The 25637-nt window shown below is 64.7% G+C and carries 24 protein-coding genes; 13 read left to right on the top strand and 11 right to left on the bottom strand.

Translation table 11 applies throughout. The features are described from left to right. Positions 1–650: 650 nt before the first annotated feature. Complete coding sequence (locus BRAD3257_RS26305) at positions 651–1298, top strand: TetR/AcrR family transcriptional regulator (RefSeq protein WP_122404286.1); 648 nt, start codon at positions 651–653, stop codon at positions 1296–1298. Here BRAD3257_RS26305 and BRAD3257_RS26300 read toward each other — a convergent pair. The 4 genes from BRAD3257_RS26300 to BRAD3257_RS26285 all read right to left on the bottom strand — a co-directional run bounded on the left by BRAD3257_RS26300 (position 1295) and on the right by BRAD3257_RS26285 (position 5335). Next, positions 1295–1945: an aspartate/glutamate racemase family protein gene (locus BRAD3257_RS26300; protein WP_122404285.1), complete on the bottom strand. Its 651-nt coding sequence runs from the start codon at positions 1943–1945 to the stop codon at positions 1295–1297. The genes BRAD3257_RS26305 and BRAD3257_RS26300 overlap by 4 nt on opposite strands. A 141-nt stretch (positions 1946–2086) precedes the next feature. After that, complete coding sequence (locus tag BRAD3257_RS26295) at positions 2087–3097, bottom strand: amino acid ABC transporter substrate-binding protein (RefSeq protein WP_122404284.1); 1011 nt, start codon at positions 3095–3097, stop codon at positions 2087–2089. A 12-nt stretch (positions 3098–3109) separates the two neighbouring features. Then, positions 3110–4459 (bottom strand): aspartate aminotransferase family protein, encoded by a 1350-nt coding sequence (locus BRAD3257_RS26290; RefSeq protein WP_122404283.1) that lies wholly within the window; start codon positions 4457–4459, stop codon positions 3110–3112. Between the two features lie 3 nt (positions 4460–4462). After that, positions 4463–5335 carry a MurR/RpiR family transcriptional regulator gene (locus tag BRAD3257_RS26285; RefSeq protein ID WP_122404282.1) on the bottom strand — a complete coding sequence of 291 codons (873 nt, stop codon included), beginning with the start codon at positions 5333–5335 and terminating at the stop codon, positions 4463–4465. A gap of 88 nt (positions 5336–5423) precedes the next feature. Between BRAD3257_RS26285 and BRAD3257_RS26280 the strand changes: the two genes are divergently transcribed. Next, the gene (locus tag BRAD3257_RS26280) at positions 5424–6608 is read left to right on the top strand and encodes an amino acid ABC transporter permease (protein ID WP_122406762.1); all 1185 of its coding nucleotides are present in this window, start codon (positions 5424–5426) and stop codon (positions 6606–6608) included. Between the two features lie 2 nt (positions 6609–6610). Continuing rightward, positions 6611–7717 (top strand): amino acid ABC transporter permease, encoded by a 1107-nt coding sequence (locus tag BRAD3257_RS26275; RefSeq protein WP_122404281.1) that lies wholly within the window; start codon positions 6611–6613, stop codon positions 7715–7717. A 165-nt stretch (positions 7718–7882) separates the two neighbouring features. Here BRAD3257_RS26275 and BRAD3257_RS26270 read toward each other — a convergent pair whose 3' ends face one another. Then, on the bottom strand, positions 7883–9301 hold the full coding sequence (locus BRAD3257_RS26270) for an amidase (protein ID WP_122404280.1): 1419 nt from the start codon (positions 9299–9301) through the stop codon (positions 7883–7885). A gap of 149 nt (positions 9302–9450) precedes the next feature. Next, positions 9451–10227 (bottom strand): SDR family oxidoreductase, encoded by a 777-nt coding sequence (locus tag BRAD3257_RS26265; RefSeq protein ID WP_122404279.1) that lies wholly within the window; start codon positions 10225–10227, stop codon positions 9451–9453. Between the two features lie 154 nt (positions 10228–10381). Between BRAD3257_RS26265 and BRAD3257_RS26260 the strand changes: the two genes are divergently transcribed. Further along, on the top strand, positions 10382–11455 hold the full coding sequence (locus BRAD3257_RS26260; protein WP_122404278.1) for a tartrate dehydrogenase: 1074 nt from the start codon (positions 10382–10384) through the stop codon (positions 11453–11455). Positions 11456–11511: 56 nt separating this feature from the next. On the opposite strand, the gene BRAD3257_RS26255 is transcribed toward BRAD3257_RS26260, so the two are convergent. From BRAD3257_RS26255 to BRAD3257_RS26240, 4 genes are all read right to left on the bottom strand, one after another. After that, positions 11512–12585 (bottom strand): malate/lactate/ureidoglycolate dehydrogenase, encoded by a 1074-nt coding sequence (locus BRAD3257_RS26255; RefSeq protein ID WP_122404277.1) that lies wholly within the window; start codon positions 12583–12585, stop codon positions 11512–11514. An 11-nt stretch (positions 12586–12596) separates the two neighbouring features. Beyond that, entirely contained in the window at positions 12597–13508 is a 912-nt protein-coding gene (locus BRAD3257_RS26250; RefSeq protein ID WP_122404276.1) for an NAD(P)-dependent oxidoreductase, read from the bottom strand. 12 nt (positions 13509–13520) lie between these two features. Beyond that, a complete protein-coding gene (locus BRAD3257_RS26245; protein ID WP_122404275.1) occupies positions 13521–14771 on the bottom strand; it encodes a Zn-dependent hydrolase in 1251 nt (416 codons plus the stop codon). A gap of 124 nt (positions 14772–14895) precedes the next feature. After that, the gene (locus tag BRAD3257_RS26240) at positions 14896–15813 is read right to left on the bottom strand and encodes a LysR family transcriptional regulator (RefSeq protein ID WP_122404274.1); all 918 of its coding nucleotides are present in this window, start codon (positions 15811–15813) and stop codon (positions 14896–14898) included. A 120-nt stretch (positions 15814–15933) separates the two neighbouring features. Between BRAD3257_RS26240 and BRAD3257_RS26235 the strand changes: the two genes are divergently transcribed. The 6 genes from BRAD3257_RS26235 (at position 15934) to BRAD3257_RS26210 (ending at position 21547) form a co-directional block, all read left to right on the top strand. Next, complete coding sequence (locus BRAD3257_RS26235; protein WP_122404273.1) at positions 15934–16749, top strand: putative hydro-lyase; 816 nt, start codon at positions 15934–15936, stop codon at positions 16747–16749. Positions 16750–16838: 89 nt separating this feature from the next. Beyond that, complete coding sequence (locus BRAD3257_RS26230) at positions 16839–18083, top strand: ABC transporter substrate-binding protein (protein WP_162500370.1); 1245 nt, start codon at positions 16839–16841, stop codon at positions 18081–18083. Positions 18084–18269: 186 nt separating this feature from the next. Further along, positions 18270–19148 (top strand): branched-chain amino acid ABC transporter permease, encoded by an 879-nt coding sequence (locus tag BRAD3257_RS26225; protein ID WP_122404271.1) that lies wholly within the window; start codon positions 18270–18272, stop codon positions 19146–19148. After that, the gene (locus BRAD3257_RS26220; RefSeq protein ID WP_122404270.1) at positions 19148–20131 is read left to right on the top strand and encodes a branched-chain amino acid ABC transporter permease; all 984 of its coding nucleotides are present in this window, start codon (positions 19148–19150) and stop codon (positions 20129–20131) included. The genes BRAD3257_RS26225 and BRAD3257_RS26220 overlap by 1 nt, the downstream gene beginning before the upstream one ends. Next, the gene (locus tag BRAD3257_RS26215; RefSeq protein ID WP_122404269.1) at positions 20128–20859 is read left to right on the top strand and encodes an ABC transporter ATP-binding protein; all 732 of its coding nucleotides are present in this window, start codon (positions 20128–20130) and stop codon (positions 20857–20859) included. The genes BRAD3257_RS26220 and BRAD3257_RS26215 overlap by 4 nt, the downstream gene beginning before the upstream one ends. Next, positions 20843–21547, top strand: a complete 705-nt coding sequence (locus tag BRAD3257_RS26210) for an ABC transporter ATP-binding protein (protein WP_122404268.1) — start codon at positions 20843–20845, stop codon at positions 21545–21547. The genes BRAD3257_RS26215 and BRAD3257_RS26210 overlap by 17 nt, the downstream gene beginning before the upstream one ends. 234 nt (positions 21548–21781) lie before the next feature. On the opposite strand, the gene otnC is transcribed toward BRAD3257_RS26210, so the two are convergent. After that, positions 21782–22456: a 3-oxo-tetronate 4-phosphate decarboxylase gene (gene otnC, locus BRAD3257_RS26205; RefSeq protein ID WP_162500369.1), complete on the bottom strand. Its 675-nt coding sequence runs from the start codon at positions 22454–22456 to the stop codon at positions 21782–21784. A 102-nt stretch (positions 22457–22558) separates the two neighbouring features. Here otnC and ltnD point away from each other — a divergent pair, with 102 nt between their 5' ends. Genes ltnD through otnK form a run of 3 tightly spaced genes read left to right on the top strand, consistent with a single transcriptional unit; the run spans position 22559 to position 25545 of the window. Beyond that, positions 22559–23476: an L-threonate dehydrogenase gene (ltnD, locus tag BRAD3257_RS26200; RefSeq protein ID WP_122404266.1), complete on the top strand. Its 918-nt coding sequence runs from the start codon at positions 22559–22561 to the stop codon at positions 23474–23476. Positions 23477–23491: 15 nt separating this feature from the next. Beyond that, entirely contained in the window at positions 23492–24274 is a 783-nt protein-coding gene (otnI, locus tag BRAD3257_RS26195; protein WP_122404265.1) for a 2-oxo-tetronate isomerase, read from the top strand. Beyond that, on the top strand, positions 24271–25545 hold the full coding sequence (gene otnK, locus BRAD3257_RS26190) for a 3-oxo-tetronate kinase (RefSeq protein ID WP_122404264.1): 1275 nt from the start codon (positions 24271–24273) through the stop codon (positions 25543–25545). Before otnI ends, otnK begins: the two co-directional genes overlap by 4 nt. Positions 25546–25637: the final 92 nt, after the last annotated feature.

Raw genomic sequence — 25637 nt, 5'->3', positions numbered from 1 at the left:
AAAACTAAGCTCTCACAAACAAAAGCGGGAGAGCCGGTTTTGGGTTAAGCATACGCTTTGAGACACCGAGGCAACTCGTCGGGTCCGGTGTGTGCTGGCTAACAATGCGCCGCCGTGGGCAGCCATGATCTAGATCGAGCTACGTTGGCGCGAGGGTGCTTCAACATATTTTGGGGAACGAGATGGCAGTGGTGGCGTGCGGGTATTCCGTCATCAGCGTCGTCCACACCGTATCGAGATCGCGCGCGACGACCAGCGGCAATCTCACATCGAGGAGGTCTTTGAACCCAGACTACCGGCTTTGGGCCGTTCAGTACGGACCGGTCACGGATAGTGTTCGACAGCTGCTGGAAGCGCATGCGCTGGCTCATGGCGTGCTGATCCTGACGGGTGCCGAAGAATTAGAAGATTCAGGGCAGCTTCCGCCGCGGCGAGCCGGATCGGGTTGAACGTGCAATCCCACATCGGAGCCGCGTATGGATACAGAATGAGAATCCTTTCGCACGTTTTGCTCGACTTGTCGCTTTATCCCGCACTTTTTGCTTGGTAAGTTTCGCAATCGAGGTTGGACCGGGGAAACTAAATGTCTGAAAGTGCTGCGATGATATTCTCGGTAATTGCCTGACGGACCATATAGGCTTCGCCTCAACATGCACTCAAAACTCGCCCGCAAGCCCGTGAAGACCTACCACCATGGCGATCTTCGCGATGCGTTGATCAAGGCTGCGCTGCACGAAGCAGAGCAGGGCGGCGCCGAGGCGATCAGCATCAAGGCGCTTGCAAAGAAGCTCGGTGTCTCGCAGCCGGCGCCATACCGGCATTTTGCCGACCGCGAGGCGCTGCTCGCGGCAGTCACCGCGGAGGCATTCCGGCAGCTCTCGGCGCTTCTGCGCGAGGCAATGGCAAAGCCGTCGAAGCAGTCGAAACTCTCGCGACTCGCGCAGGCGACGCTCGATTTCGGTCTGCGCCGAAATGGCATCTACCGATTGATGTTCGCTTCGCGCACGGTGTCCTGTGCGGCCAAGGGCAGCGAGCTGCACGAGGCGACACGGGAGACCTTTGCGCTCGTGATCGAAGCTTTGGAAGCGCCCGCTGTCGGCTACTTGCGTGAACGGCAGGCGCTCAAGATCTGGGCGGCGCTCCACGGTGTGGTGATGCTGGCCGAGCAGGGCTTGTTCACCGGCGAGGCGGCGCATGCCACGCGCGAGGAGCTGGTCGAGGATTTCGTCCACGAGACGAAGGCTGCGCTTGCGGTCGCGATCAAGGACGTCCAGCGTCGAAAAAGGGCTGGCGCTTAAGCCTTCGCCTTCAGCAGTCTCATCAGCTTGTCGACCGCGCTGTCCGGCGTCGTCACGACAGGGCGACCGGTTGCCTCCGCGACCAGCGGCGCCGTTGCCGCAATGCTGAACTGCGCCAGTGCGACGACGTCGCAATCGCGCAGCTCCCTTGAAGCCTCCGCAATCAGCCGGTCATGTGTGGCGCGGTCGCCGCGGTCGAGCGCAGCCAACGCGCCCTCGGCGAGTTTCGGAACGATTTGGACGGAGGTCGGAAATTCCGGCGGCATTGAGACCAGCGTCGGCGGAAAAGTCGAGAGCAGGCCGATGCGCTGGCCCATCGTCACCGCGCGCTCGATCATGGCCTCGTTCGGCTTGAGCACTGGCATCGATGCATGCGCGCGCGCCACCGCCTCGATGCAGGGGCCGAAAGCGGAGCAAGTGAACAAGATTCCATCCGCTCCCGTCGCCGCTGCGTAATCGCCGAGCGCGAGGAAGCGATCGGTCATGGTGTCGCTGAGCGAACCGTCGCGCGCCAGGTCCGCCGACAGGCTGTCATCGAGCAGGTTCATCAGCCGCGCCTCGGGCCACGCCTTTGCAAACGCCGCTTCGATCGGGGCGATGGAATGCTTGAGGGCGTGGATCAGGGCGATGCGAGGGGGCGTTGCCATTGAACGTGTCTACTGGTTCCGTGCCCCGGACGGAGCGCAATGCGCAGCACTGCGCTCCGGAGCCGGGGTCCATTGTCGCTGCTGGGTCCCGGCTCTGCGCAGGAGCGTTGCACTGCAGCGCGTCCGGGACACGATCAATATCTACTTGAACGGAATGGCGTACATCAGGCCGCCCTTGCTCCAGAGGCCATTGAGCCCGCGATCGAGCTTGAGCGGGCTCGCCTTGCCGACGTTGCGCTCATAGATCTCGCCGTAGTTGCCGGTGGCCTTGATCGCCGTGGCCAGCCATTTGTTGTCGAGCCCGAGTCGCGAGCCGAGGTCGCCCGAGGTGCCCAGCAGGCGCTGGATCGCCGGCGTCTGCGACTTCGTCATCTCCTCGACATTGGCCTGCGTGACCCCGAGCTCCTCGGCCTCGATCAGGCCGTAATGCAACCAGGTGATGATGTCGCTCCAGACTTCGTCACCGTTGCGGGTGAAGGGGCCGAGCGGCTCCTTGCTGATGGTCTGCGGCAGCACGACGTAGTCCGCCGGGTTCGGCGCCGCCGTCGTCACCGCGCCGGCGAGTGCGGAAGCGTCCTGGGTCATGGCATCGCAGCGGCCGCCGAAAAAGGTCTGGTACATGGTGTCGACGCGATCGAACACCAGCGGCTTCCAGTCGATGCCGTTGGCTCGGCCGTAATCGCCGAGCGTGACCTCGTGCGTGGTGCCTTGCGCGACGCAGACGGTGGCGCCCTTGAGGTCCTTCAGCTCCTTCACGCCGAGGTCCTTCTTCACGACAAAACCCTGGCCGTCGTAGAAGTTGATCGGGCCCTGGCGCAGGCCCAGCGTCACGCCGCGCAAGTAGGTCTGCGTCGAGTTGCGGTACAGCACGTCGATCTCGCCTGATTGCAGCGCGGTGAAGCGGTTCTGGGCCGTCAGCGAGACGTAGCGCACCTTGTTGGGGTCACCGAGCACGCCGGCGGCAAGCGCGCGGCAATAGTCGACGTCGAGACCCTTGTAGTTGCCTTGCGAGTCCGGCGCGGAGAAGCCGGCGAACCCGGCGCTGACGCCGCAGACCAGCGTGCCGCGGCTCTTCACCGTGTCGAGCGTCGCCGCCGACGCCATCACCGTTGATGCTGCGAGCACGCTCGCTGCGATAACCACTTTCCTCATACTACTCTCCCCTCAGTGATTGATGCTACGCAACACGTTATCGACGGCGGTGCCGAGCTTGTCGACGATCAGGTCGATCTCGTCGACTGATGCGATATAGGGCGGCGCCAGCAGCACGTGGTCGCCGCGCACACCGTCAACGGTGCCGCCGCCCGGATAGCAGCCGAGCCCGCCGGCGAAGGCTTCGGCCTTGATCTTCTGGTGCAGCTTGAGCGCTGGATCGAAGGAGGCGCGCGTCGCGCGATCGGCGACGAGCTCGATCGCCCAGAACAGGCCGCGGCCCCTGATGTCGCCGACATGGCGGTGATTGCCGAAACGTTCGGTCAGGCGCTGCTCGAGCTGCCGGCCGCGCTCCTTGACTTGATCGAGCAGACCGTCCTCGCGGATCACATCCTGCACCGCGAGCGCGGCCGCGCAGGCGAGGGGGTGCGCGAGATAAGTGTGGCCGTGCTGGAATGCGCCCGAGCCCGAACGGATGGTGTCGATGATCTTGCCGCTTGCGAGCATCGCACCGATCGGCTGATAGCCGCCGCCGAGCCCCTTTGCGATCGCCTGGATATCAGGCGCCACGCCCTCCTGCTCCCAGGCATGCGTCGTGCCGGTGCGGCCCATGCCGCACATCACCTCGTCGAGGATCAGCAGAGCGCCGTGGCGATCGCAGATCTCGCGCACGGCTTTGAAGTAGCCGTCCGGTGCGGTCACGGCGCCGGCGGTGGCGCCGACGACGGGCTCGGCGAGGAATGCCGCCACGGTGTCGGGGCCGAGCCGCTGAAACTCGGCTTCGAGCTCGGCGGCGAGCCGTGCGACGAACTGCGCATCCGACTCGCTCTCGCGCTTCTCGTGGTAGGCGAAGGCCGGCGTCACGTGACTGAAAGCGGTCGAGAGCAGCGGCGCATAGGGTGCGCGGCGCCAGGCATTGCCGCCGGCGGCGAGCGCGCCGAGCGTGTTGCCGTGATAGCTCTGCCGCCGGGCGATGAAGTGCTGCCGCTGCGGCTCGCCGCGCTCGATGAAATATTGCCGCGCCAGCTTGATGCTGGCTTCGATCGCCTCCGACCCGCCGCTGACGAAATAGGCGTAGGCGAGGCCGCCGGGCTCGTGTCCCACCAGCGTTTCGGCAAGTGCTTCTGCCGGCTCGGAGGAGAAGAAAGCAGTATGCGCATAGGCGAGAGTGGAGGCCTGCTTTGCCATCGCCGCGACCACGCGCGGATGCTGGTGGCCGAGGCAGGAGACCGCCGCCCCGCCGGAGGCGTCGATGATGCGGCGCCCGTCCTCGGCGAAGAGATAAACGCCTTCGCCGCCAATCGCCTTCGGCGGCGTCTCGCGTAGCGAGCGATGCAGCACGCGGCTGGTGCGAGTACTCATGGATCAACCTTTCTCCGAGACGTAAGTCGAGGCCGCGGCAAGCCGCGCCTCGGTATTCTCCAGACGTTTTTTGGCGGCCGTACCGCCGAGCGAGAACATCACCGCAGCGAGCGACTGGGCGATCGCGATGGCGCCGGTGAGGCTCGGGAAGAAGCCGGGCGATGAGGCTGCTTCGAACAGCAGCACGTGGTCGGCGCCCTCGGCCATCGGCGCTGCGAGACTGTCCGCAATCGCGATCAGCGTTGCGCCACTGCGATGAGCGGCTTGCGCGACGCGGACGCTCGCATGTGTGTAAGGCAGGAAGCCGATCACGATGACGGCTTCGCCGGGACGGAAGGCGCCGAGATCGAGATCGTCGGGACCGGATGCGCCGACGAGCTGCACCTGCTCGGGGCGGAACAGTCGCAGCTCGTAATTCAGGAGCTCCGCAACGCTGCGGCAGCTTCGATAACCTGCGATCCAGATCCGCTTGGCATCGTGCAGCGCGCGCGCCGCTTCTGCAATGAGTTGCGCTGGAATGCGCGGAAGGCCGGCGGCCTCGGCCTCGAGCTTGTCGATGACAAGTGCGACATCGGCGTTCGGCCCATGGCGACGGCCTTTTGTGCGCCCGGAGAAGGGAGCGGTCTGCGACGGCCGCCGTGCCTCGGTCAGCGCCGCACGCAGTTCGTCCCAGCCAGAATAGCCGATCGCCTTGGCAAGCCGCGTGAACGCGGCTGGATCGGCGCCGGCCTCTGCCGCGAGATCGCGCATTGAGCGGGTGGTGGCGTCATAGTCATTGGCCGCGACGAAGCGCCCGACCTCCTGCAGCCGCATCGGCAGCGATGGCAACGCGATGCGCAGTTCGCTCAAGGGCGAGGATTTCGCGGGCTCAGCCATGAAACATTTGTTGCATGAAACCGGGTTTGGTGCAACACTTGACGTGCGCCGCCGGAAATCGCTGCATTTTGAGAAGGATTTTTGTGCTGTGACTGCCGATCATCCCAGACCGCCGCCGCGCCGCCGCCTGTTCGCGCTTGGGCGGAACGAATTGAAGGGCCTGTTCTGGCAGGTCCTGGTGGTCGGCATCGCGGTCGCAGTGATCGTCTTCCTCTGGTCCAACACCGTCACCAATCTCTCGGCCCGGCGCATCACGACTGGCCTCGCCTTTCTCGGCCGCGAGGCCGGCATGCCCATTGCCGACAGCCTGCTCGCCTACAATCCGAGGGACACCTATTTCTGGGCGTTCGTCGTCGGCATCGCCAATACCTTGCGCGTCGCCGTGATCGGCATCGTCCTTGCGACGATCTTGGGCACGTTGATCGGGATCTCGCGGCTGTCGGCCAACTGGCTGCTGTCGCGGCTCGCCGCCGTCTATGTCGAAACGCTCCGCGACATCCCGCTGCTGCTTCAGCTCCTGTTTTGGTACGTGCTGATGCAGGCCTTGCCGGCTGCACGCGCCGCCTGGCGACCCGTCGAGGGCGTGTTCCTCTCGAATCGCGGCCTGATCCTGCCGGCGATCCCGTTCGGTCCGCCGCAACTCGCGGTGCTCGGCGCTGCGGTATTGGGTTGCGCGGTGTCCTATGTCATTCGGCGATGGCTGGTCGCGCAGCAGATGCGCGACGGAAGGCCGCGGCCGGCCTGGCCGTTTGCGCTCGGCCTCATCGTCGTGATGCCGGTGGCGGTCTCGCTCGCGCTCGGCGTGTCCTGGTCGATCGAATGGCCGCAGCTGCGCGGCTTCAACTTCGTTGGCGGGCTGACGCTCGCGCCGGAATATTTCGCGCTGCTGATCGCGCTCGTCACCTACACCTCGGCCTTCATCGCCGAGATCGTCCGCAGCGGCATCCAGTCGGTGCCGCGCGGCCAATGGGATGCCGCCAACGCGCTCGGCCTGCGTCGCAGCTTCATGCTGCGGCAGATCATCCTGCCGCAGGCGCTGCGCGTCATCGTGCCGCCGATGACGAGCCAGTACCTCAATCTGACCAAGAACTCCTCGCTGGCGGTCGCGATCGGATACCAGGACGTGGTCTCGATTGCCAACACCACGCTGAACCAGACCGGGCAGGCGATCGAAGCCATCGCCCTGATCATGGCGGTGTTCCTGACCATTAGCCTTTCGATCAGCTTCTTCATGAACTGGTACAATGCGCGCATCGCGCTGGTGGAGCGCTGATCATGACCGCAATCACGGAGATTCCGGACGCCCCGCGCGCCGCCCGCCGTCCGCAGATAGGCAATCCGGTGCTGCGCTGGCTGCGCACCAATCTGTTCTCCTCGATCCCGAACGGCATCATCACGGTCGTGCTGCTGGCGCTGCTCGCCAAGGGCATCTTCAGCTTCGTGCAATGGGGCATGGCGAACGCGGTCTGGCTGACGCCGCCGAACGATTCCAGCGCCTGCCGCGCAGTGCGTGGCGTCGGTGCCTGCTGGGCGATCATCCCCGAGAAATATCGCTTCATCCTGTTCGGCACCTATCCATTCGACGAGCAGTGGCGGCCGGCGCTATCAGTCGGGCTGTTCATCGTGCTGTACTACCTCTCGACCCGCCGCGCACTGTGGCGGCGCGAGCTTGTCTATCTCTGGATCGGTGCGCTGGCGCTGATCAGCGTGCTGATGTGGGGCGGCGTGCTCGGGCTGTCCTTCGTTTCGCAAGACCGCTGGGGCGGACTGCCGGTGACGCTGATCCTGGCGACGTTCGGTCTCGCCTTCGGCTTCCCGCTCGGCATCCTGGTCGCGCTCGGCCGTCGCTCGAAGCTGCCGGCCATCCGCTCGCTCAGCGTGCTCTATGTCGAGCTGATCCGCGGCGTGCCGCTGGTGAGCCTGCTGTTCATGGCGAGCGTGATGTTTCCGCTATTCATGCCCGCCGGATTCAACATCGACAAACTGCTGCGCGCGCAGATCGCGATCATCCTGTTCGCCGGCGCCTACCTCGCCGAAGTGATCCGCGGCGGGCTTCAAGCCGTGCCGCGCGGGCAATATGAAGCCGCCGACGCGCTGGGCCTGTCCTACTGGCGCAAGCACCGGCTCATCGTCCTGCCGCAAGCGATCCGCCACGTCATCCCGCCGCTCGTCAACACCTTCATCGCCTTCTTCAAGGACACCAGCCTCGTGCTGATCATCGGCATCTTCGATCTGCTGACGACGGCCAAGACCGCGATCATCGATCCGGCCTGGCAGCAGTTCTCGGTCGAGGTCTACGTCTTCGTCGCCGCGATCTACTTTGTCTTTTGCTTTGCGATGTCGCGCTACAGCCGGAGCCTGGAGGCAAGGAGCGGGAGATGAGGTCTCGTGTCCCGGACGAGGTGCAGCGCGCCAGCGCTGCGCCGGAGAGCCGGGACCCAGGAATTCACGGGAGCTCGCGGAGAGATGGGCCCCGGCTCTGCAGCGCACCGCACCGGACGATCCTTCGCACCGCCCGGGACGCTGCGCTGCGCCCGGAGCACGAGGTTACCGCTTCACCTTTGGATCAATCGGCGTCGTGGCGCGAAGGTCCAGAATATCCTCCAGCACCTTCGCGCCGGCGATCACCTGCGCGTCGGCGCGGGGGGCGCCGACCACCTGCACGCCGACGGGCAAGCCTGATGCCGTGAAGCCGCACGGCAGCGACAGCGACGGGCAGCAGGCCAGCGTGATGGCGTAGACGATGCCGAGCCACTCGATGTAGTTCTCGAACCTCTTGCCGGCGCATTCGGCGACATAGCGATGTTCGATCGGGAAGGGCGGCACGATCGTCGTCGGTGTCAGCAGCAGATCGTAGGTCTTGAAGAATTCGACCGCGCGCGCGGTCATACCGACGCGTTGCTCCTCGGCGCGCGCCAGCCGGTCGACCGTGAGCTTGAGGCCTTCCTCGATGTTCCAGATCACCTCAGGCTTGAGCAGGTCCCGCTTGGTGCGTAGCAGATTGGCCTTGCTGATCGCGAAATCGAAGGCGCGCAGCACGTGGAAGCATTCATGCGCCTCGCGCCAATCGGGATGCGCCTCCTCGACGATCGCGCCGGCTTCGGCAAAGCGTTCCGCCGCTTTGCGCGTAATCGCTTTCACTTCGGGATCGACCGGGGTGATGCCGAGATCGGGCGAATAGGCGATACGCTTCGGCTTCTTGCCTGCGCGCGCGGATGTCAGGAACGAGGTTGCGGGCGCCGGCAGTGACAGCGGATCGTCGGCGTAGTCGCCGCTCATGGCATCGAGCAGCAGCGCGAGGTCCTCGACGTTGCGCGCCATCGGGCCCTGCACGCCGAGATTGCGATCGATACCCGCCTTCGGCGTATGCGCGACGCGGCCGATGCTCGGCCGCATGCCGACGATGCCGCAGAAGCCAGCCGGGCTGCGCAAGGACCCGCCCATGTCGGAGCCCTGTGCCAGCCAGGCCATGCCGGTCGCAAGCGCCACCGCCGCGCCGCCGGACGATCCCGCTGCCGATTTCGTCGTATTCCAGGGATTGAGTGTCGCGCCGAACACCTCGTTGAAGGTGTTGGCGCCGGCGCCGAATTCCGGCGTGTTCGACTTGGCGTAGACGACGGCGCCGTTGGCCTCGAGGTTCTCGACCATGAGGTCGGATTTCGCGGGGATGTTGTCCTTGAAGATCGGCGAGCCCTGCGTGTTCAGTACGCCCGCGACGTCGGTCAGGTCCTTGATCGGCACCGGCAGGCCTGCGAGCAGCCCGCGCGCACCGGCCGGCTTCTGCATCAGCGTCTTCGCACTCTCGCGCGCGCGATCGAAGCACAGTATCGGCAGCGCGTTGACCTTGCCGTCAACCTCAGCGATGCGCTTCTCCAGTACATCCAGGAGCTCGAGCGGCGAGACGTCGCCGGAGCGCAGCTTGTCGACGACGGTGCAGGCGGTTTCGCGGATCAGGTCTTGAGACAACTATCTTACTCCTACCTCTGGATCGTCATTCCGGGGCGCCCGAAGGGCGAACCCGGAATCTCGAGGGTTCTCAGGTGCGCAACTGCGCACCATGGTTCGATGCTCTTGCATCGCCCCGGAACGACGGTGCCTAAATCATTTCGGGGCGATTAACCCCACCCCGCGCTGATGCCGCCGTCCACCGTGTAGATCACGCCCGACGTGTAGCCGGCGCGGTCCGACGCCAGGAACGCCATGAGGTCGCCGATCTCGCGCGCATGCGCGGGGCGGCCGAGCGGCAGGCTCTTTTGGAATTCTTTGTAGCGACTCTCGTCGCCGAATTGGTGCTTGGCCCGTGTCTTGAGCAGGGTGACGTGGCGGTCGGTGCCGACGGGCCCGGGATTGATGCCGACGACGCGGATGTTGTCGGCGAGGCTCTTGCCGCCGAGCGCACGTGTGAACGCCATCAGGGCCGCATTGCCGGCGCTGCCGCAGATGTAGTTTGCGTCGAATTTCTCGCCCGCTGCGCCGATGTCGTTGACGATGACGCCGCCGCCCTTCGCCTTCATCTGCGCATAGATATGCCGCGTGAGGTTGATGTAGCCGAACACCTTCAATTCCCAGGCGTGCCGCCAGGTCGCCTCGTCGATCTTGTCGATCGAGCCGCCGGGGATATCGCCGGCATTGTTGACGAGCACGTCGATGTCGGCAGCTTCTTTCGCCAGCCGCGCGACGTCCTCTTGCTTGCGCAGATCGACGATGCTCGTCGCGGCGTCGATCTGGTGCAATGCGCGCAAGCGGTCGGCCAGCGCGTTCAGCGCCTCACCGCTGCGGGCCGCCAGCAGGAGATGCGCGCCTTCCTCGGCGAACGCCTCGGCGGCGGCTGCGCCGATGCCCTTGGACGCGCCGGTGATCAGGACGCGCTTGCCACGCAGATGCAGATCCATGAGGGGTACTCGTTCGTGGGAACAGGATCAAATCAGTAGGCGCTTGGCCGCGCCATGGTCAAGATTGCAGTGCAGCGTTGCACTGCCGCCGCGTTTGGTCCATTGCAGTGCGGTCAAAACGCGGCGGCTGCCGGACCAACCAAGGACGTTCTCGATGAGCAAGAAGCAATACCGGATCGCAGTCATTCCTGGCGACGGCATCGGCAAGGAAGTGATGCCGGAAGGTCTGCGCGTTCTGGAGGCGGCCGCCAAGAAGCACGGCGTCTCCGTGCATTTCGACCATTTCGATTTCTCGTCCTACGACTACTACGAGAAGCACGGCCAGATGATGCCTGATGACTGGAAGGAGAAGATCGGCACGCACGATGCGATCTATTTCGGCGCGGTCGGCTGGCCGGCCAAGATTCCGGATCACGTCTCGCTGTGGGGCTCCTTGATCAAGTTCCGCCGCGAGTTCGACCAGTACGTGAATTTGCGTCCGGTGCGGCTGATGCCCGGCGTGCCGTCGCCGCTGGCGGGTCGCAAGCCCGGCGACATCGATTTCTGGGTGGTGCGCGAGAACACGGAAGGCGAATATTCCTCCGTCGGCGGCCGCATGTTCCCGGATACCGACCGCGAGTTCGTGACGCAGCAGACGGTCATGACCCGCACCGGCGTCGACCGTATCCTGAAGTTCGCCTTCGAGCTCGCGCAGTCGCGGCCGAAGAAGCACCTGACCTCGGCGACCAAGTCCAACGGCATCTCGATCACCATGCCCTATTGGGACGAGCGCGTGGAAGCGATGGCCAAGAAGTTTCCGGGCGTGAAGTGGGACAAGTACCACATCGACATTCTCACGGCGAATTTCGTGCTGCATCCGGACTGGTTCGACGTCGTGGTCGGCTCGAATCTGTTCGGCGACATCCTCTCCGACCTCGGCCCGGCCTGCACCGGCACCATCGGCATCGCACCGTCCGGCAACATCAATCCCGAGGGCGATTTCCCCTCGGTGTTCGAGCCTGTTCACGGCTCGGCGCCCGATATCGCGGGGCAGGGCATCGCCAACCCGATTGGCATGATCTGGTCCGGCGCGATGATGTTCGAGCATCTCGGCGAGAAGGAAGCCGGCAAATCGATCGTCGAGGCGATCGAGCGCACGCTGGCCGAACGCACGCTCCGCACCAAGGACCTCGGCGGCAATGCCGATACTACGGCGTGCGGCAAGGCGGTCGCGGATATGGTGGACTAAGTTGTTCTGGCGCGTTCACGCATCCAAGGCGGAACGCGCCAGCGTCCGACAGTTTATCACCCCACGATCTTCTCGATCGCCGCCTGATCCAGCCCGAACTTCTTCCCGGCTTCTAGAATCTCCTGCCAAGTGGTCGGATCGATCGGAATGCCTTCGGCAAGGCGCTTCGTCTTGGTCTCGCGCTCGGGATCGCCGGCGATCCTGACCTTGTCGACGCCGGGTGCGGGCGGCGAGCCGGTGTGCCAGGCGACGAAGCTCTCGACTTCGCGCGCGAGATTTTCGCCGGTGCCGAGCTTGCCCGGGTCGATGACGATCGAGAGCATGCCGTTGAGGACGTTGTACTTGCCGTCGGACGGACCCTTGACCACCTCTCCGCCGGAGAGGGCGCCGCCGAGGATTTCGCAGACCAACGCGAGGCCCGACCCCTTATGCTCGCCGAACGGCAGGATGGCGCCGTACGGGGGGATCACGGTGTAGCGCGGATTGACCGTGGGCTTGCCTTCATTGTCGATGATGGTGCCGGGCTCCAATTCGACGCCCTTGTTGTGGGCGACGCGGGTCTTGCCCTGCGCGATCCTGCTGGTGGCGAAGTCGAGCACGATGGGGTCCTTGCCCCTGCGCGGAATGCCGACGCAGAACGGGTTGGTGCCGTGGCGCGCATCGCTGCCGCCCCAGGGCGCCACGATCGGACGCGAGATCACGTTGACGAAATGGATCGACACCAGCCCGTGGTCGATGCACTGCTCGGCCCAGTGGCCGATGCGGCCGATGTGGTGCGAGTTGGAGAGGCCGACGAGACACACGCCGTTGCCCTTGGCGCGCTCGGCCGCCAGCTCCATCGCTTCATGGCCGATCACCTGGCCGTAGCCGGTGAGGCCGTCGAGGGTGAGGAGCGGACCGGTGTCGAGCACGATCTTGACGTGCTGGTTCACGGCGAGGCCGCCATTGGTGACGCTTTGGACATAGCGCGGGATCATGCCGACGCCGTGGGAGTCGTGTCCCTTCAGATTGGCCTCGACGAGGTTGGTGGACACGAGCTCGGCTTCGCGGTCCGAGGAGCCGCCGGCCTTGACGATGGCGCGGATGGCGTTGGTGAGCGGCTCTGGCTTGATGGTACGATAGTCGGCCATTGTTGTTGCTCTTATCCTTGCACGATGCGGCGGCAGTGGATCCAGGCCGCTTCAATCAGATTTTCGCTCGCTTCCGGCGTGCGGAATGCGGAATGCGCCGACAGCGTCACGTTCGGCAGCTTCGTCAGCGGATGATCGCCGGGCAACGGCTCGATGTTGAAGACATCGAGGCCGGCATGGCGGATGTGGCCGGATTTCAGCGCATCGATCATGGCGGCCTCGTCGACGATCGCGGCGCGGGCGGTGTTGACGAGGATGACACCGCGCTTCATCGCAAAGATTCTCTCGCGCGTGATCATGCCGCGGGTCTCATCGTTGAGCAGCAGATGCAGCGACACGACGTCGCTTCTGGCCAGCACCGTATCGAGATCGGTGAACTCGACCCCGGGATGGCTCTTGGGCGAGCGGTTCCAGGCGATCACCTTCATGCCTGAGCCGGACGCAATGCGCGCAACCTCGGCGGCGATACCGCCGAAGCCGATCAGGCCGAGGGTCTTGCCGGTGAGCTGCATGCCGTCCTCGCGCAGCCAGTTGCCGGCCCGCATCTCGCGGTCCATCATCGCGATGACGCGGGCCGAGGCCCACATCAGCGCGATCGCGGATTCGGCGACCGCCGTGTCGCCATAGCCCTTGATCAGATGGACGGAGATGCCGAGCTCGCTGAGCTCCTCCGGGTTCATGTAGCTGCGCGCGCCGGTGCCGAGGAACACGACGTGCTTCAAGCCGGTGCATTTCTTTGCCACCTCGGTTGGCAGCGCGGTGTGGTCGACGATGGCGATCTCGGCGCCATCGAGGATCTCAGGGTATTGCTCGGGCTTGATGTCGGGATCCCGGTTAATCCGGACCTTGGGATCATCAGGCTTGTTCAGCCGCTCCATGATCGCCGCGAGGGTTTCATTGGCGTCGACAAAAACTCCGCGCATGGTTCTCTCCGGTCAGGATGCGACGCCGGCGATCGCCAGCACGGTATGCATGAGGACGTTGGTGCCGGCGGCGCAGTCGCCCTGCGTGGCGTCCTCGAGCTCGTTGTGGCTGATGCCGTCCTTGCAGGGCACGAACACCATCGCCGCCGGCATGACGGTGTTGAGGTTGCAGGCGTCGTGGCCGGCACCGGAGGTGATGCGGCGGGAGGAATAGCCGAGCGTCTTCGCGGCGTTCTCGACTGCCGCAATCAGCTTCGGATCGAAATGCGTCGGCGCCTTGCGCCAGACCAGATCGATCTGGACCTCGACCTTGCGGCGTGCGGCGATGTCGGCAATCGCGGCGCGCAAATCGCGATCGAGCGCGTCCATGATGGCGCCATCCGCGCTGCGGCAGTCCATGGTGAAGGCGATCTCGCCGGGAATGACGTTGCGCGATGGGTTTGCGATCACGGCTTCGCCGATGGTGCCGACTGCGTTCGGTCCGTGCTTCTTCGCGATGGACTCCATCGCCAGTACGATCTCCGACAAGGTCGCCAGCGCATCGCGTCGCAGCAGCATCGGGGTCGAACCCGCATGGCTCTCGAAGCCGGAGATCTTGCCGTCATACCACAATACGCCCTGACCGGAATCGACCACGCCGATGGTCTTGCCCTCCGCTTCCAGAATTGGACCCTGCTCGATGTGCAATTCGACGAAGCAGCCGAGCTTCTGGAAGCCGACCGGCTTGTCGCCGCGATAACCGATGCTGTCGAGCGCCTGGCCGACGGTCGTGCCTTCGGCGTCCTTGCGCGACAAAATGTCGTCGGTGGTGAAGTCGCCGACATAGGCGGCAGAGGCCATCATCGCAGGTGCGAAGCGCGAGCCTTCCTCGTTGGTCCAGTTGACGACGCAGATCGGCGCCTCGGTCTCGATGCCGGCATCGTTCAGCGTGCGGATTACCTCCAGCGCGCCGAGCGTTCCCAAAATGCCGTCATACTTGCCGCCGGTCGGCTGGGTGTCGAGATGCGAGCCGATACCGACCGGCGGCTTCGACATGTCGCGTCCCTTGCGCAGGCCGAATATCGAGCCGAGCGCGTCGACGTGGACCTCCAGGCCGGCATCCTCGCAGGCCTTGCGGAACCAGTCGCGCACCTGTTTGTCTTCGCTGCTGAGCGTCAGCCGCCGCACACCGCCCTTGGCGGTCGCGCCGAATTGAGCAGTCTCGTGGATGGAGCCCCACAGGCGGGCGGAATCGATTTGCAGATTGGTGGCGGCTCGGCTCATGCGGTCAGTCCATTTTGGCTGTCGTTCGGGAGCGGCTCGAAGAGCCGAACCCGGAATCTCGAGATTCCGGGTTCGATGCTGTCGCATCGGCCCGGAATGACGTTGAAGGTTGTCCGGCGCTTGTTCAATGACGCGCCAGCGCGGGCGCGTCAACCGCGAGGCTGCTCTGCGCAATCTGCCGTGCGAGTTCGGCAACGCGCTCCACGGCGACGACGTCGGGCGAGGCGAGCCAGCTCGCGGTGAAGGTCAGCGGCGCGATCGCAAGATCGGTGTCGAGCAGTTGCAGCCGCCCGTCGGCAAGCTCGTTCTCGACGATGGCGTCGGGGATTACGGCGATACCGAGTCCCTCGACCGCCATATGGATGACCGTCGCCAGTGAGGCGGAGGCATGCAGGCGGATCGGCGGCAGCTCCGGGCGGTCGAACACCTCGCGCACGACTTCGTAAGGCTTGGTCTTGCGCGGGAACGTGATGATCGGAAACCGCGCAAGCTCCGCCGGCGTCACCGGCCCCTTGCCGAGCCCGAGCGAGGGGCTGGCGAGGAAGCCGATCGGATAATCGGCGAGCACGCGATTGTGCACACCGGAGGCGGACAACGGCCCCACCACGAAAGCGAGCTCGATCTCCTGCGCGAGCAGGCGCGCGGTCAGGTTCGGCGTGATGTCGACTTCGATCTCCAGCGACAGGTTCGGGTAGACCTCGTTCACGCTCTTCACGAGCCGCGGCAGCCAGGTGTGCACGATGGTCTCGGCGACGCCGAGCCGCATCACCCCGCGCATCGCCGAGCGGTCGCCGATCTCCGCCATCATCTGCGCGCGCAGGCCGATCAGCTTCTCCGCATAGACCATCATTTGCCGGCCGCTCGGCGTCGGCGAGGCGATGCGATGATCGCGGTTCAGGAGCTTCACGCCCATCTCGCGTTCGAGCTGGGCGATGCGCTGGGAGATCGCCGGCTGGGTGGTGTTGAGCCTTTGCGCGGCGCCACGAAAGCTGCCGAGCTTCACAACCCATAGGAACGTCTCGATCGACCTGAAGTCCAGCATTGGAAGGATTTTCCTAGTCGATAAATCAGATTTATCGAGATTGATTAGAAACGACGATTAGACTTTATAGCACGCTTGGTGTTGGCTTGTCTTTGTCGAGTTTATAGGCAGGTCGATCACATGACTGTTTTGGTGGCAGCGCAGCAAACTGAAACGCCCGACGCCCTTCCGAGCCGTAAGGCTCGGCTCGCCTACCGCGCGGGGCTGGTCGCCTCCACCGCCGGCGTCGCCCCCGGATACGTTCAGGGCAATCTGGCGATCCTGCCGGCGGAATATGCCGGCGCCTTTCACCGCTTCTGCCAGCTCAATCCGAAGCCGTGCCCGATCATCGGCATGTCCGACGTCGGCAGTCCTTTCATCCCGTCGCTCGGCGCCGATCTCGACATCCGCACCGACGTTCCCCGCTACCGCGTCTGGCGTGACGGCGAAGTCGTTGACGAGCCGACCGATGTGTCCAAGTATTGGCGCGACGATCTCGTGACCTTCGTGCTCGGTTGCTCCTTCTCGTTCGAGGAGGCGCTGCTGGAGGAGGGCATGCGGATCCGCCACATCGAGAAGAACGTGCGCGTGCCGATGTATCGCACCAACATCGCCTGTGGTGAGGCGGGACCGTTCGCCGGTCCCATGGTTGTGTCGATGCGTCCTTTCAAGCCGGCGGATGCGATCCGCGCGGTGCAGATCACCTCACGCTATCCCGCCGTGCACGGCGCGCCCGTGCATCTCGGCCATCCGCATCTGATCGGTATCAAGGACATTGCGAAGCCCGACTACGGCGATCCGGTGCCCGTCGCGGATGACGAGATCCCGGTGTTCTGGGCCTGTGGCGTGACGCCGCAATCGGTGATCAACGCCGCGAAGCTCCCATTCGCGATCACGCATTCGCCCGGCTTGATGCTGGTGACGGATCTCAAGAACAGGGCCATGGCCGTGATTTAGTGGGCAGCGTTTGCCGCTTCTTCAGGCTTTACCGAATCCATCAATCGCTTCATTCGATCGGCCGAAATTCAGTAACAGGGGACATTGCCATGACGATCACTCGCCGCGACGTGTTGTTGGGAGCCACCGCCACTGCCGCTCTGGTGCCGCTGGCAGCGCGCGCACAGACCTCGGAAGTCGTGATCGGCGTGATCTATCCGTTCTCCGGCGGCAGCGCGCAGCAGGGCGTCGACGCGCAGAAGGCCTATGAGACTGCGCTCGAGGTCATCAACAAGGACACTGATTTCGACCTGCCGCTGGCCAAGGGCGAGGGCCTGCCGGGTCTCGGCGGTGCGAAGATCCGTCTCGTGTTCGCCGACCACCAGGCCGATCCGCAGAAGGGCCGCGCCGAGGCCGAGCGCCTGATCACGCAAGAGAAGGTCTGCGCCATCATCGGCACCTATCAGAGCGCGGTGGCCGTCACCGTCAGCCAGATCTGCGAACGCTATCAGGTCCCGTTCGTTTCCGCCGACAACTCCTCGCCGAGCCTGCATCGCCGCGGCCTGAAATATTACTTCCGCGCTGCGCCGCATGACGAGATGTACTCGGCCGCGATGTTCGACTTCTTCGACGCCATGAAGAAGAAGGGCGCCAAGATCGAGACGCTGTCGTTGTTCCACGAGGACACCATCTTCGGCACCGATTCCGGCAATGCCCAGACCAAGATCGCCGGTGAGCGCGGCTACAAGATCGTCACCGACATCAAGTATCGCACCAACTCGCCCTCGCTCTCGGCCGAGGTGCAGCAGCTCAAGACCGCCAATGCGGACGTGCTGATGCCCTCGAGCTACACCACCGACGGCATCCTCTTGGTCAAGACCATGGCCGAGCTCGGCTACAAGCCGAATGCAATCGTGGCGCAGGACGCCGGCTTCTCCGAGAAGGCGCTCTATGATGCCGTCGGCGACAAGCTCGAAGGCGTGATCTCGCGTGGCACCTTCTCGCTCGACCTCGCGCAGAAGCGCCCGATGGTCGGCAAGATCAACGAGATGTTCAAGGCGCGCTCGGGCAAGGATTTCAACGACCTCACCTCGCGCCAGTTCATGGGCCTGATCATTCTCGCCGACGCCATCAGCCGCGCCAAGTCGACCGACGGCGAGAAGATCCGCGATGCGCTGGCGGCGACCGACATTCCGGGCGAGCAGACCATCATGCCCTGGAAGCGCGTCAAGTTCGACGAGATGGGCCAGAACAACGACGCCGACCCGGTGCTGCTGCAATATGTCGGCGGCAAGTTCGTCACCATCTTCCCGCCGCAAGCCGCGATCGCGGAGGCGATCTGGCCGATGAAGTAGGTGTTGGGGGGCAAGCATTTGGCAGTTTAGCCAATAGAGCTGCCTCACCGCACGTCATTGCGAGCGAAGCGAAGCAATCCAGAAATGGATCCACGGAGACAGTCTGGATTGCTTCGTCGCAAGGCCTCCTCGCAATGAGGAGGAGGTAGTTTCCGCGCTTATCCAGTCATTTGTGGGGGACGACTTTTGACAGCCCAAGCCATTATCCAAAGTCTCGCGAGCGGCCTTCTTATGGGCCTGCTCTATGGACTGATCGCGGTCGGCCTTGCGCTGATCTTCGGCCTGATGGACGTCGTGAACTTCGCCCATGGCGAGTTCCTGATGATCGCGATGTATGCGAGCTTCTTCCTGTTCGCATTCTTTGCCATCGATCCCTTGCTGTCGGCGCCGCTGGTCGCCGCGGCGCTCTTCGTGTTCGGGGCAGTGGTCTACCTGCTCGTTGTACGCTTCGCCATGCGGGCCAAGGCCAATGCCGGCATGGTGCAGATCTTCTCCACCTTCGGCCTCGCCATCGTGATGCGGGGCCTCGCGCAATTCTTCTTCACGCCGGACTATCGCAGCATTCCGCAGTCCTGGCTCGGCGGCAAGACGGTGTCGATCGCGGGCATCTTCCTGCCGGAGCCGCAGCTGATCGGCGCGCTGGTCTCGATTCTCGCCTTTGCCGGCCTCTACTTCTTCATCAATCGCACCGATTTCGGCCGCGCGCTGGAGGCGACGCGTGAGGATCCCGGCGCCGTCGCCCTCGTCGGCATCGACAAGAACCGCGTGTTCGCGCTCGGCTGGGGCTTGGGTGCCGCACTGGTCGGTCTCGCCGGCGCGATCATGGCGGTGTTCTTCTACATCTATCCCGACGTCGGCGCGTCCTTCGCCCTGATCGCCTATGTCACGGTGGCGCTCGGCGGCTTCGGCAGCGTGTTCGGCGCCTTCGCCGGTGGCATCATCGTCGGCCTCGTCGAGGCGGTTACGGCCCTGGTGCTGCCGCCATCGCTGAAGTCGGTCGGCATCTACGCCGTCTATCTCCTGGTCGTGTTCATTCGGCCGCGTGGCCTGTTCGGATCGATGTGATGGACAAGAATTTCGCTGCGCGGCGCCGCCGCGACCTCATCATCGCCGCGGTTCTGGCCGGGCTCGCGGCGCTGGCGCCGCTGTTCATCAAGGACGTCTACGTCCAGAACATCCTGATCCTGACCTTGATGTATGCGGCGCTGTCGCAGAGCTGGAACATCCTGTCCGGCTATTGCGGCCAGATCTCGCTGGGTCACGCGCTCTATTTCGGCATCGGCGCCTACACCACCGAGCTCTTGTTCACCAAGTTCGGCGTGCTGCCCTGGTTCGGCATGCTCGGCGGCGGCGTGATCGCCGCACTCATCGCGATGGGACTCGGCTATCCCTTCTTCCGCCTGCGCGGCCATTACTTCGTGATCGCGACCATCGTCATTGCCGAAATTGGCCTGCTGCTGTTCCAGAACTGGGAGTGGGCGGGAGCCGCGATGGGCATCACCATTCCGATCCGCGGCGACAGCTGGCTGAAATTCCAGTTCCTGCGCACCAAGCTGCCATACTTCTATTTCGCGCTGGCGCTCTGCTGCCTCGCCTGGTTCGTCACCTGGTGGCTGGAGGACTCCAAATGGGGCTTCTGGTGGCGCGCAGTGAAGGACAATCCGGAGGCGGCCGAGAGCCTCGGCGTCGTCGTGTTCAACTCCAAGATGGGCGCGGCCGCCGTTTCCGCCTTCCTGGTCGCGATCGGCGGGGCCTTCTATGCGCAGTTCCTCGCCTATATCGATCCTGAAAGCGTGATGGGCTTCCAGTTCTCGCTGCTGATGGCGCTGCCGGCCGTGCTCGGCGGCATCGGCACCCTCTGGGGGCCGGTGCTTGGCGCCGCCATCCTGATCCCGATGACGGAGCTGACGCGCTCCTATATCGGCGGCTCCGGTCGCGGCGTCGATCTCATCGTCTATGGTGCGCTGATCGTAGCGATCTCGCTGGCGTTGCCGCGAGGCTTGGTGAGCCTGTTCTCCCGTGCAAAACCGAAGGGAGCCACGCGATGACCGCACTCCTGGAAACCCGCGGCGTCTGGCAGCGCTTCGGCGGCCTGGTCGCCAACAGCGACGTCTCGATCTCGGTCGGCCGCGGCGAAATCGTCGGCCTAATCGGTCCGAACGGTGCCGGCAAGTCGACGCTGTTCAACCTCATCGCCGGCGTGCTGCCGCCGACCCAAGGCTCGATCTGGTTCGACGGTGAGGATGTCACCCACATGCCGGCGGCCGAGCGCTGCCAGCGCGGAGTGGGCCGCACCTTCCAGGTGGTCAAGAGTTTTGAGACCATGACCGTCGTCGACAACGTCATCGTCGGTGCGCTCGTGCGCAATACCGTGATGCGCGAAGCCCGTCGCAAGGCGCATGAGGTGCTCGAGTTCACCGGACTTGCCGGGCGCGCGGACGTGCTCGCGAGCGACCTCGTGCCGGCCGAGAAGCGCCGCCTCGAAGTCGCGCGCGCGCTCGCGACCGAGCCAAAGCTGCTGCTGCTCGACGAAGTCCTCACCGGTCTGACGCCGACCGAGGCGCAGACCGGCGTCGCGCTGGTGCGCAAAGTGCGCGATGCCGGCATCACCGTCTTGATGGTCGAGCATGTGATGGAGATCGTGATGCCCTTGGTCGACCGCGCCATCGTGCTCGACCTCGGCAAGGTGCTGGTCGAGGGCAAGCCTGCCGACGTGGTCCGCGATCCCAAGGTGATCAGCGCATATCTGGGAGATCGTCATGCTGTCGGTGCGTGAAGTCACGACGGCCTATCAGGGCCTGGTCGCGATCTCCGCGGTCTCGATCGAGGTCGAGAAGGGCGAGATCGTCTGCGTCGCCGGCGCCAACGGCGCGGGCAAGTCGACGCTGCTGAAATCCATCGCCGGCGCCGAACGTCCGCGTTCTGGCACGGTGACGTTCGACGGCAAGCGCCTCGAGGGGATGGCACAGCATCACATCACCGCAACGGGCATCGCCTATGTGCCGGAAAACCGCCGCCTGTTCCCGCGCCTGTCCGTGCGCGACAATCTTCGCCTCGGCAGCTATCTCTATCGCAGCGAAGCCGACCGCGAGGGGCCGCTCGATCTCGTCTTCAACCTGTTTCCGCGCCTCTCCGAGCGCCTGGAGCAGCGCGCCGAGACGCTAAGCGGCGGCGAGCAGCAGATGCTCGCCATCGGCCGCGCGCTGATGACGCGCCCGCGGCTCTTGATGCTGGACGAGCCGTCGCAGGGCATCATGCCGAAGCTGGTCGACGAGATCTTCCAGGCGGTGAAGCGCATCCGCGACGCCGGCATGACCGTGCTGATCGTCGAGCAGCGCATGGCCGAATGCCTCGAGATTGCCGACCGCGCCTACATCCTGCAGACCGGCCGCGTGCTGATGCAGGGCCCGTCCGCGGAGATCAAGGGCAATCCGGATGTGAGAAAGGCGTATCTGGGGCTGTAACCACAAGCGCGCTGCCGTAGCCCTGATGAGCGTAGCGATATCCGGGACGGGCGGTCCCACATGTCGCTGCGCTCATGCGGGCTACGATGATCGCCACAATCTCAGTCATTGCGAGCGTAGCGAAGCAATCCAGAATCCCTCCGCGGAAAGACTCTGGATTTCTTCGCGGAGCCTGTCATCGGGCCGCGCTTCGCGCGGACCCGTTGGCTCGCAATGACGAGCAGGGAGCCGGGCTCAATGCCCGTGCCCATGCTCGGGCAGCGTCACCCCGAACACCTTCACCAGATCCTTCACCTGCTCCGGCGACAAGTACCGCGGGTTCATCCCGCGCAGCAGCAGGTACAGCTTCGCCGTCTCCTCCAGTTCCTCCGTGGCGAACACCGCAGCCTCCAGCGTGTCGCCGGCGACGACCGGGCCGTGATTGGCGAGCAGCACGGATGAATATCTCCCGGCGAGACCCTTGATCGCATCCGCAACGGCCGGGTCGCCCGGGCGGTAATAGGGCACGAGGGCGGTGGCGCCGCATTTCATCAGGTAATAGGCCGTCATCGGCGGCAGCGCGGCACGCGGGTCGATCTCGGGCAGCATCGAAAGCGCGACCGAATGGGTGGAGTGCAGATGCACGATCGCCCGCGCAGTCCCGCGCGTGTCGTAGAGCGCCGTGTGCAGCGGAACTTCCTTGGTCGGCGCATCGCCCGAGACCAGCTGACCTCGGCTATCCAGCCGCGACAGCTTCGCAGGTTCGAGGAAGCCGAGCGAGGCGTTGGTCGGCGTCACCAGCCAGCCGCCATCGTCCAACCTGACGCTGATATTGCCGGAGGAGCCCGGCGTCAGCCCGCGCTCGAACAGGGACCGCCCGAAGCGGCAGATATCCTCGCGCAGCAATGTCTCGTTGCTCATGGCCGTCATGCCTGCTTGTCTCACGCTTTGGCAGCGCGGCCAAGCCGTGATATTCGGTTGCCAGGCTGCCGCAAAGGGCGGCTATTCGGGAAACGTTCAAGGGTCAGTTGCATGTCCGCCTCCACGTCACAAAATCAGCGTATCGCCGTCGTCGGGCTCGGCTCGATGGGTTTTGGCATGGCGACCTCGCTGAAGCGCGCCGGCCATGCCGTGACCGGCTGCGACGTCTCGGCGGATGCCGTCGCGCGCTTCGTGAAGGATGGCGGCGCGGGCGCCAGGACCCCGGCCGAAGCGGCCAAGGAGGCCGATATCGTCGTCAGCGTCGTCGTCAATGCGGCGCAGACTGAGGCGATCCTGTTCGGCAAGGATGGTGCCGCCGAGACCATGCCGAAGGACAGTGTCTTCATATCCTCCGCCACCATGGATCCCGACGTGGCGCGGCGCCTCGCCAAGCAGTTGGAGGCGACCGGCCGGCACTATCTGGATGCGCCGATCTCGGGCGGGGCCCAGCGCGCCGCGCAAGGCGAGTTGACGATTCTCGCCTCCGGTAGCTCCGCCGCTTTTGCCAAGGCGCGGCCCGCGCTTGATGCCATGGCGGCAAAGCTGTACGAGCTCGGCGATGCCGCCGGACAGGGCGCGGCGTTCAAGATGATCAACCAGCTTCTCGCCGGCGTCCACATTGCTGCCGCCAGCGAAGCCATGGCCTTTGCGGCCAAGCAGGGCCTCGACATCCGCAAGGTCTATGAGGTGATCACGGCATCCGCCGGCAATTCCTGGATGTTCGAGAACCGCATGCCGCATGTGCTGGACGGCGATTACACACCGCGAAGCGCGGTGGAGATCTTCGTCAAGGACCTTGGCATCATTCAGGACATGGCGCGCAGCGCCAGATTCCCGGTGCCGGTCTCTGCCGCAGCGCTCCAGATGTTCCTGATGACATCAGCCGCCGGCATGGGCCGCGACGACGATGCGTCGGTCGCGCGTATGTATGCGCAGGTCACCGGCGTCAAGCTGCCCGGCGACAAGTAAGCAAGAGGATCTGCAATGCCGCGTTTCGCCGCCAATCTCTCGATGATGTTCACCGAGGTGCCGTTCCTCGACCGCTTCGATGCCGCCGCGCAAGCGGGCTTCACTGCCGTCGAGTTCCTCTTTCCTTACGAGCATCCGGCCGAGGTGGTCGGCGAGCGGCTGCGGCGCAACGGCCTGACGCAGGCGCTGTTCAACTTGCCGCCCGGCGACTGGAACGCCGGCGAGAAGGGTTTTGCGGCGCTCCCGGCGCGATTCAATGATCTCAAGGCGAGCCTGGAGACGGCGCTGCCTTATGCCAAGGCGACCGGCGTCAAGCGGCTGCACCTGATGGCCGGCATCGCCAACCGCGGCGAGCGCGTCGCGATCGAGGCCTTCTACAAATCGGTGGCATGGACCGCGGAATTCTTCGCGCCGCACGGCATCGACGTCGTGATCGAGCCGATCAATGCGCGCAACGTGCCCGGCTACTTCCTCAACGATTTCGGCTTCGCACGTGATCTGATCCAGGAGCTGAGGCTCGCGAACCTGAAACTCCAGTTCGACATTTATCACTGCCAGATCATCCATGGCGACGTCACCATGCGGCTGCGCGAGATGATGCCGATCATCGGCCACATCCAGATTGCCAGCGTTCCCTCGCGCAACGAGCCTGACGGCGAGGAGTTGAACTATCCGTTCCTGTTCGAAGAGCTCGACCGGCTCGGCTATGCCGGCTTCGTCGGCTGCGAATACAATCCGCGCGGCAAGACCACCGACGGCCTCGCCTGGTTCAAGCCTTATGCTGGAGTGAAGTCGTGACACTTGCGTTGGGCTGCATCGCCGACGACTATACCGGCGCCTCCGACCTCGCCAATACGCTGACGCGCGCTGGCTTGCGCACCGTGCAGACCATCGGCGTGCCTGCCGACGATCTCGCGCTGCCCGAGGTCGACGCCGTCGTGGTGTCGCTGAAGAGCCGCTCGATCGAGGCGGGCCTTGCCGTGTCGCGCTCGCGTGCGGCGGAGGCGTGGCTGCGCGGCCGCGGCGCGGGCCACGTCTTGTTCAAGATTTGCTCGACCTTCGATTCCACCGATGCCGGCAATATCGGTCCCGTCATGGACGCGCTGCGCGCCGATTGCGGCGAGGGTGCCGTTCTGGTGACGCCGGCCTTCCCGGAGACCGGCCGTACCGTCTACCAGGGCAACCTCTTCGTCGGCGCCGTGCCGCTCAACGAGAGCCCGCTGAAGGACCATCCGCTCAACCCGATGCGCGATTCCAATCTGGTGCGCGTGCTGGCGCGTCAGAGCAGGACGCAGATCGGCCTCGTCGATCTCGCCACCGTCACGCGCGGGGCGGATGCCGTGCGGGCGCGACTGGCCGAGCTGGCGGGCAAGGGCATCGGCGCTGCGATCATCGACGCCGTGTTCGATCGCGACCTCGAGACCATCGGCCTTGTCGCCGCCGGACATCGGCTCTCGGTCGGTGCCTCCGGCATCGGCCTTGGGCTCGCGCGCGCGTTGGTGTCGACGGGCAAGGTCAAGTCGGCGTCACCGAGCGGCGAAACCGGCGCTGCGGTCGGCGGGCTGGCGGCCTGCCTTGCCGGAAGCTGCTCGCAGGCGACCCTTCAGCAGATCACCAACGCCGAGCGCATCATGCCGGTGCTTCATCTCGATCCAGACCGCATCATTATGGGGGCAGGCGAAGTGCAGCGCGCGCTGGACTGGGCAAGACCACGACTGGGCGAGGGTCCGGTGCTGATCGCATCGAGCTCGACACCCGATCAGGTCACCGCGCTGCAAGCGCGCCACGGTCGCGACGCCGCCGGCCATGCGATCGAGCAGGCCATGGCCGATATCGCAGAAAACCTCGTCAAATCAGGCGTGCGGCGACTGATCGTTGCCGGCGGCGAGACGTCCGGAGCCGTTGTCGATCGGTTGAAGATTCCCGGATTTCTCGTGGGAGTGGAAATTGCGGCAGGCGTTCCGGTGCTGCGCGCGGTCGGCGCCGAAAGCGACATGCTGCTCGCTCTGAAGTCCGGAAATTTCGGCGGCGGAGAGTTTTTCTCCGATGCGCTTATGCTCATGCGCTGAGCACAGTGCATTCTTTGCTGCCTGTTCATTTCATTGAGCTCCGTACTCGTACGGAGTCGCAGTTAACATTTGCGCAGGTGCTCTGGTGTTGG

The sequence above is a fragment of the Bradyrhizobium vignae genome, from assembly GCF_900324035.1.
Lineage (GTDB): Bacteria > Pseudomonadota > Alphaproteobacteria > Rhizobiales > Xanthobacteraceae > Bradyrhizobium > Bradyrhizobium vignae.
This window is presented reverse-complemented; position numbering and strand designations above follow the sequence as displayed.

Coding starts and splice junctions, on each gene's coding strand:
- BRAD3257_RS26245 (WP_122404275.1), bottom strand. CDS start 14,771: ATGAGCCGAGCCGCCACCAATCTGCAAATCGATTCCGCCCGCCTGTGG.
- BRAD3257_RS26285 (WP_122404282.1), bottom strand. CDS start 5,335: ATGGCTGAGCCCGCGAAATCCTCGCCCTTGAGCGAACTGCGCATCGCG.
- BRAD3257_RS26265 (WP_122404279.1), bottom strand. CDS start 10,227: ATGGATCTGCATCTGCGTGGCAAGCGCGTCCTGATCACCGGCGCGTCC.
- BRAD3257_RS26210 (WP_122404268.1), top strand. CDS start 20,843: ATGCTGTCGGTGCGTGAAGTCACGACGGCCTATCAGGGCCTGGTCGCG.
- BRAD3257_RS26305 (WP_122404286.1), top strand. CDS start 651: ATGCACTCAAAACTCGCCCGCAAGCCCGTGAAGACCTACCACCATGGC.
- BRAD3257_RS26215 (WP_122404269.1), top strand. CDS start 20,128: ATGACCGCACTCCTGGAAACCCGCGGCGTCTGGCAGCGCTTCGGCGGC.
- BRAD3257_RS26295 (WP_122404284.1), bottom strand. CDS start 3,097: ATGAGGAAAGTGGTTATCGCAGCGAGCGTGCTCGCAGCATCAACGGTG.
- BRAD3257_RS26235 (WP_122404273.1), top strand. CDS start 15,934: ATGACTGTTTTGGTGGCAGCGCAGCAAACTGAAACGCCCGACGCCCTT.
- BRAD3257_RS26230 (WP_162500370.1), top strand. CDS start 16,839: ATGACGATCACTCGCCGCGACGTGTTGTTGGGAGCCACCGCCACTGCC.
- BRAD3257_RS26300 (WP_122404285.1), bottom strand. CDS start 1,945: ATGGCAACGCCCCCTCGCATCGCCCTGATCCACGCCCTCAAGCATTCC.
- BRAD3257_RS26275 (WP_122404281.1), top strand. CDS start 6,611: ATGACCGCAATCACGGAGATTCCGGACGCCCCGCGCGCCGCCCGCCGT.
- otnI (WP_122404265.1), top strand. CDS start 23,492: ATGCCGCGTTTCGCCGCCAATCTCTCGATGATGTTCACCGAGGTGCCG.
- BRAD3257_RS26240 (WP_122404274.1), bottom strand. CDS start 15,813: ATGCTGGACTTCAGGTCGATCGAGACGTTCCTATGGGTTGTGAAGCTC.
- BRAD3257_RS26255 (WP_122404277.1), bottom strand. CDS start 12,585: ATGGCCGACTATCGTACCATCAAGCCAGAGCCGCTCACCAACGCCATC.
- BRAD3257_RS26290 (WP_122404283.1), bottom strand. CDS start 4,459: ATGAGTACTCGCACCAGCCGCGTGCTGCATCGCTCGCTACGCGAGACG.
- otnC (WP_162500369.1), bottom strand. CDS start 22,456: ATGACGGCCATGAGCAACGAGACATTGCTGCGCGAGGATATCTGCCGC.
- BRAD3257_RS26250 (WP_122404276.1), bottom strand. CDS start 13,508: ATGCGCGGAGTTTTTGTCGACGCCAATGAAACCCTCGCGGCGATCATG.
- BRAD3257_RS26220 (WP_122404270.1), top strand. CDS start 19,148: ATGGACAAGAATTTCGCTGCGCGGCGCCGCCGCGACCTCATCATCGCC.
- ltnD (WP_122404266.1), top strand. CDS start 22,559: ATGTCCGCCTCCACGTCACAAAATCAGCGTATCGCCGTCGTCGGGCTC.
- BRAD3257_RS26260 (WP_122404278.1), top strand. CDS start 10,382: ATGAGCAAGAAGCAATACCGGATCGCAGTCATTCCTGGCGACGGCATC.